Raw genomic sequence first — 5142 nt, forward strand, 5'->3', positions numbered from 1 at the left:
GCAACGGCAGCAGCCGCGCGCCGGCGAACAACAGACCCGAGCCGATCAGGGAGACGTATGCACCCGGGTCGACGTTGATCAGGCCGTCGGACTCCACCGAGATGGCGACGACCACCAGCACCATGTAGATGAGCAGGTAGAGCGCCAGGGCGCGAAGCCCCAGGGTGGCATCGAGCCACTGCCCGAGCCTGCTCTCCAGCGGTCCCTTGGCGATCAGCAGCAGCACCAGCGCGACCACGCCGCCGATGATCGTCAGCCGCTGCAATCCGCCCGGGTTGCCGTTCAGCGACAGGTTCTCGAGGATCGAACTGTCGTAGCTCCAGGACAGGAACGACCCGATGATCAGCAGGGCCGCGCCGGCCAGACCGAGCGGCCAGGCCGCTGCCGCGCCCTTGACCGGCGGTGACTCGGGCTTGTTCTGTGCCTCAGTCGTGATCACGTCGCTCATGCGCGGTCCACCACCCTTGCACCCAGGAGACCTTGCGGACGGAAGACCAGCACCAGGATCAGGATGATGAAGGCCCACACGTCCTTCCAGGATCCACCACCGAACTGGCCCGGCACGTACTGGGTCGCCATCGCCTCGACGACGCCGAGGACCAGACCACCGAGAACGGCGCCCGGGATGTTGCCGATACCGCCCAGCACCGCGGCGGTGAACGCCTTCAGACCGGCCAGGAAGCCCATCTTGTAGTCGATGTTGTTGTTCTGGAAGCCTTGCGAGATCCCGGCGACGGCCGCGAGCACGGCGCCGAGCGCGAAGGCGACCACGATGATGCGGTCGACGTTGATGCCCATCAGACGCGCGGTGTCAGGGTCCTGCGAGACGGCCTGCATGCCGCGGCCCAGCCGGGTCCGGTTGATGAAGTAATAGAGCACGACGGCAGAGATGACCAGAGCCGCGATGGTGAAGATCGCGGACCGCTGGATGGTGACGTTGCCGATCTCGGCCGCCGGGCCGGTGACGACGTCGATCTGCGGGAACGGGATCCGCTGCTTGGCGCTCGGGAAGTCCACGAACGGGACCTTCTCGTACAGCAGCCGGATGAACTCCTGCAGGAACACCGAGATGCCGATGGCGGTGATCAGTGGTGCCAGTCGTGGCGCGTTCCGCAGGGGACGATACGCGACACGTTCCATCAGCACGGCGGTGCCGACCGAGGCCAGCATGGCGCCGACGATCATGAACGGCAGGATCCACACCGCGGTCTGACCGTCGAAGAACAAGAGATAGGTGGTGAGTGCGCCGAACGCGCCGATCATGAACACCTCGCCGTGCGCGAAGTTGATCAGCTGCACGATGCCGTAGACGACGGTGTACCCGACGGCGATCAGCGCGTACAACGAACCCAGGGTGAGTCCGTTCACGAGTTGCTGGAAGAACTGGTCCACGTCGACCTCCAAACTGAATCAGTTCCGACATGCCACGGGGGTGGGATCATGTCCCACCCCCGCGGTCAGTTGGTCGACTTACTTGGCTGCGAAGTCCTCGGTCTTCACCGCGACCCACTTGCCGGCGGTGACCTTGTAGGTGGTCAGCACCTTGGAGGTGGTGTCACCGAACTCGTCGAACGCGACCTTGCCGGTCACGCCGTCGAAGGAGACATCCTTCATGGCGGCAACGGTGGCCGGACGGGCGGAGGTGACGTCCGCGGCGTCCTTCAGCGACACCTTCAGCGCGTTGATGATGGCGTTCGCCGCGTCGTAGGAGTAACCGCCGTACGCCGCGAACGGGTCCGGGTACTTCGCTGCCGCGTAGTCCTCGACGAACTTCTTCGCCGACGGCAGGGACTCGACCGGCGCACCGACCGAGGTGGCCAGGTCGTTGTTGCTGTTCTTACCGGCCAGGGTGATGTACTTCCCGTCGTAGATGCCGTCGCCACCCATCAGCGGGACGGTCAGGCCGGCGGCCTTCATCTGCTGCGAGAGCGGACCGGCCTCGGGGTACTGACCGCCGTAGTACACGGCCTCCGGGGCGCTCGGCTTCACCGCGGACACGACCGCGGTGTAGTTCGAGTCGTCCGGGTTGATGGTCTCGGCCGCGACGATCGTGCCGCCCAACTTCTTGAACTCATCGGTGAAGGTGCCAACCAGACCCTGGCCGTAGGCCCGCTTGTCGTGGATCGTGGCGACCTTCTTGATGCCGGAGTTGAACAGGTACCGAGCCGCGAACGGACCCTGGACCGCGTCCGTGGTGCAGGTACGGAAGTACGTCGGGTACGGCCGCTGCGGGGCCGTCTGCCACTTGGCGCCCATGGTCAGGCCCGGGCCGGTGTTGGCCGGCGAGACCTGGACGATGTTCTTCGGCGCCAGGATCGGCTGGACCTGCTGGCTGACGTCGGTGTTCAGGGTGCCGACGACACCGATCACGTCTGCGTCCGACGAGAGCGTGGTGGCGGCGTTCTTGCCGACGTCAGGCTTCTGCTCGTCGTCCTGCGGCACGACCTCGAGCTTCCAGCCCGGAATCGCGTTGGCGTCGTTGGCCTGCTTGACGGCCAGTTCCACCGAGTGCTGGATACCCAGACCCAGCGCCGACAAATCTCCGGACAGCGGCGCGATCACGCCGATCTTCGCCGTCTTTGTCGTACTACCGGAGCCCCCGTCGCCACTGTCGTCGTTGCGTGAGCCGCAGGCAGTCAGGGCCAACGACGCAACGATCAGCGACGCGCCGACCCGTACTACGGAACGCTGCTGCACTGTTCCTCCCATGTCTGGAAAATCCGAGCAAACCCCCGGACACCCGCGATTGCCGCGAGCATCCGCAGGTTAGACCTCCCACACCTGTTCAAGCGAACGTGACAGAGCGTGTGTTGCGAGGTCGTTACAGCTGTAAGCAGCATGATCATCAGTGACGGCTGTACGTCGCCGATGCAGCGTTGTAGCGCTTGAGCAGAGAGTGACTCAGTCGCTACTGAGAGAGTGGGTCACTCCGTACTGCCTGCCTCGTCCACCACGAGTTCGGCGACCTGCCGCATCGAAACCCTTTTGTCCATGGCGGTTTTCTGGATCCAGCGGAAGGAATCAGGCTCCGACAGGCCGAATTTGGTCTGCAGCACGGACTTCGCGCGGTCCACCAGCTTGCGGGTCTCGAGGCGCTCCGCCAGGTCGGCGACCTCCCGCTCCAGCTCGGCGAGCTCGACGTACCGGCTGGCGGCGATCTCGATCGCGGGCAGCAGATCCGCCTTGGAGAACGGTTTCACCAGGTAGGCCATCGCACCCGCGTCCCGGGCCCGCTCGACCAGCTCACGCTGCGAGAACGCGGTCAGCATCAGCACCGGCGCGATCCGGTCGCCGGCGATCTTCTCCGCCGCCGACAGCCCGTCCAGCTTGGGCATCTTCACGTCCAGGATGACGAGATCCGGCCGATGCTCGGTCGCCAGCCGGATAGCTTCTTCACCGTCCCCCGCCTGCCCGACGACGTCGTACCCCTCCTCGGCCAGCATCTCGGCCAGATCCATCCGGATCAAAGCCTCGTCCTCCGCGATCACCACTCGCTTCGCATTCACAGCCGCCACCCTATCGACACCCCCTCAGCTCTTCGGCCCCACAAACCCATCCAACGCCCCAACCCCCTCCTTCCGACTCACGGCAATCGCATTCCTGCGCGGCTGCCGCCACGGAATCCCCAGCAGATCCAATGCATCCGTAAGGATCCGCCGGATGTCCTCGGACTCGTTGTCAAACATGTACCGGATGTACTGATAGCGCTTGACTTCCCCGCTCGCCAGCGGCCGTGTGGCCCAGTTGTCGAACCGGGATCCGTCCGAGTGGAACAACCCGCGCAACAACTGTTCGGGGTACTTGGCAACGATCTCGCGCTGCCACTCCTCCAGCTCGATCTTTCGCAGATGCTTCCGCCCGGGTCCGTGCTGAGGGAAGAGACACGGCCAGTGCTTCCAACCAGCCTCGATCCGAATGGCATGGCCGTTCCGCATCCATGGACTTGCTGTCGGCTTGACCAGCCGCATGGTTGCCGCGATCTCTTCGTTGAGCCGGGGATACTTCGGGTCATTGGCGATCGACAGCAGGTAGACCCCACGTCTGGCCTCGACGATGTGACCGTCCCCCAGATACCAACCCAGGAGCAGCGCGTACGCCGACTCGTCGAGGTCGGCGCCATCGCACCGCGGACAGCTTGTCGGCTGGAAGCCTTGCCCGCGCGGGAGCCCTCGACGCTGATACAGCTGTCGCCAGCGGCGGATCGTCTTGATCGCGACGCCGTGGGTGGCGGCGTTGATCCGATCGCCGACGCCTTCGTCAGACATCTGCAGGGCCGAGTCGACGGTCTCCTGCGAGCGGAAGTGCGGCATGCCGTCATCATGGCGGCCACCACCGACAGTTTCCGTACCCGCCCGATGCGCTATCGATTTGCCAGAAGGCCAAGAAAATAAGAGGATAGTCCCACTCGACGAGGTCGCTGCGAGGCGAATGCTCCAGAGTGAACCGCGTGCCCCTGCCGGACCTCGACCTGATCGATGGGCTAGGATCTTGGGCGCCAAGCCCTGGTAATCCAACCGGCAGAGATGATGGTCTCAAACACCATACAGTGTGGGTTCGAGTCCCACCCAGGGCACAAAAACGCTTCATTTCTCAGCTGTCATTGACAGCTTCCAGCCGCCGAAAGTGTCGGCGTCGCCTGTGAGTCTTTCCCCGTGTACGACGAGCGCAGCCACTCGGCCGGAGTTGCGTTACTCTCCGTGACTGGCGACAGGGTTGGGATCGGCTAGGGATCCTCATAGTGACCCGACCGCCTGTCAGGGGTGCTCCAATGGGCAACTTCCTGGTGCCCGATATGGCAACACCTGCACAGCATGTTGTCCAACGAGTCCGTTCGCAGCGTGGGGCTCTGTTAGTTGGGGCTTGATTTGCTGGGCGCCCGGCGGCGGGTTGCTAGGAGGAGGGCGGTCCAGAGGGTGTCGATGAGGAGGACCAGGCACCAGATTCTGGTGGCGTTCTTGAGGGGGCCCGGGGAGTCGGTGTTGATGGCCAGGAGCCAGTTCCACCAGGTGGTGCCGGCGCGGACGCCGTGTTCGAGGGCGTCGCGGGGCCAGGACTGGTCGATCAGGGCCAGGATCAGCTGGACTGCCAGGAAGAGGGCGGCGTGTTCGGTCCAGCGTTTGAGGGAGCGGCGGTTTCGGGTGC

5 protein-coding genes, 1 tRNA gene and 1 pseudogene are annotated in these 5142 nt (G+C 64.6%); 1 reads left to right on the forward strand and 6 read right to left on the reverse strand.

What is annotated here, in order from left to right; translation table 11 throughout:
• From VFG33_RS00875 to VFG33_RS00895, 5 genes and pseudogenes are all read right to left on the reverse strand, one after another.
• Positions 1-448, reverse strand: a pseudogene (locus VFG33_RS00875) (branched-chain amino acid ABC transporter permease); the annotation flags it as partial.
• Positions 445-1392 carry a branched-chain amino acid ABC transporter permease gene (locus VFG33_RS00880; protein ID WP_325021278.1) on the reverse strand — a complete coding sequence of 316 codons (948 nt, stop codon included), beginning with the start codon at positions 1390-1392 and terminating at the stop codon, positions 445-447. The pseudogene VFG33_RS00875 and the gene VFG33_RS00880, both read right to left, overlap by 4 nt.
• 78 nt (positions 1393-1470) lie before the next feature.
• Positions 1471-2709 (reverse strand): branched-chain amino acid ABC transporter substrate-binding protein, encoded by a 1239-nt coding sequence (locus tag VFG33_RS00885; RefSeq protein WP_325021280.1) that lies wholly within the window; start codon positions 2707-2709, stop codon positions 1471-1473.
• 215 nt (positions 2710-2924) lie between these two features.
• Complete coding sequence (locus VFG33_RS00890; protein ID WP_325021282.1) at positions 2925-3515, reverse strand: ANTAR domain-containing response regulator; 591 nt, start codon at positions 3513-3515, stop codon at positions 2925-2927.
• A gap of 15 nt (positions 3516-3530) precedes the next feature.
• Entirely contained in the window at positions 3531-4310 is a 780-nt protein-coding gene (locus VFG33_RS00895) for a transcriptional regulator (protein WP_325021284.1), read from the reverse strand.
• 189 nt (positions 4311-4499) lie between these two features.
• On the opposite strand from VFG33_RS00895, the gene VFG33_RS00900 reads away from it, so the two are divergent.
• A tRNA-Leu gene (locus VFG33_RS00900) sits at positions 4500-4573 on the forward strand.
• A 276-nt stretch (positions 4574-4849) separates the two neighbouring features.
• Here VFG33_RS00900 and VFG33_RS00905 read toward each other — a convergent pair.
• A partial coding sequence (locus VFG33_RS00905) for a hypothetical protein (protein ID WP_325021286.1) occupies positions 4850-5142 on the reverse strand: 293 nt, incomplete at its 5' end.

The organism is Kribbella sp., assembly GCF_035687465.1.
In the GTDB taxonomy this organism is placed as follows: domain Bacteria; phylum Actinomycetota; class Actinomycetes; order Propionibacteriales; family Kribbellaceae; genus Kribbella.

Bases quoted from the DNA above. Each gene is read 5' to 3' on its own strand.
- VFG33_RS00885 (WP_325021280.1), bottom strand. From the start codon at position 2,709: ATGGGAGGAACAGTGCAGCAGCGTTCCGTAGTACGGGTCGGCGCGTCG.
- VFG33_RS00895 (WP_325021284.1), bottom strand. From the start codon at position 4,310: ATGCCGCACTTCCGCTCGCAGGAGACCGTCGACTCGGCCCTGCAGATG.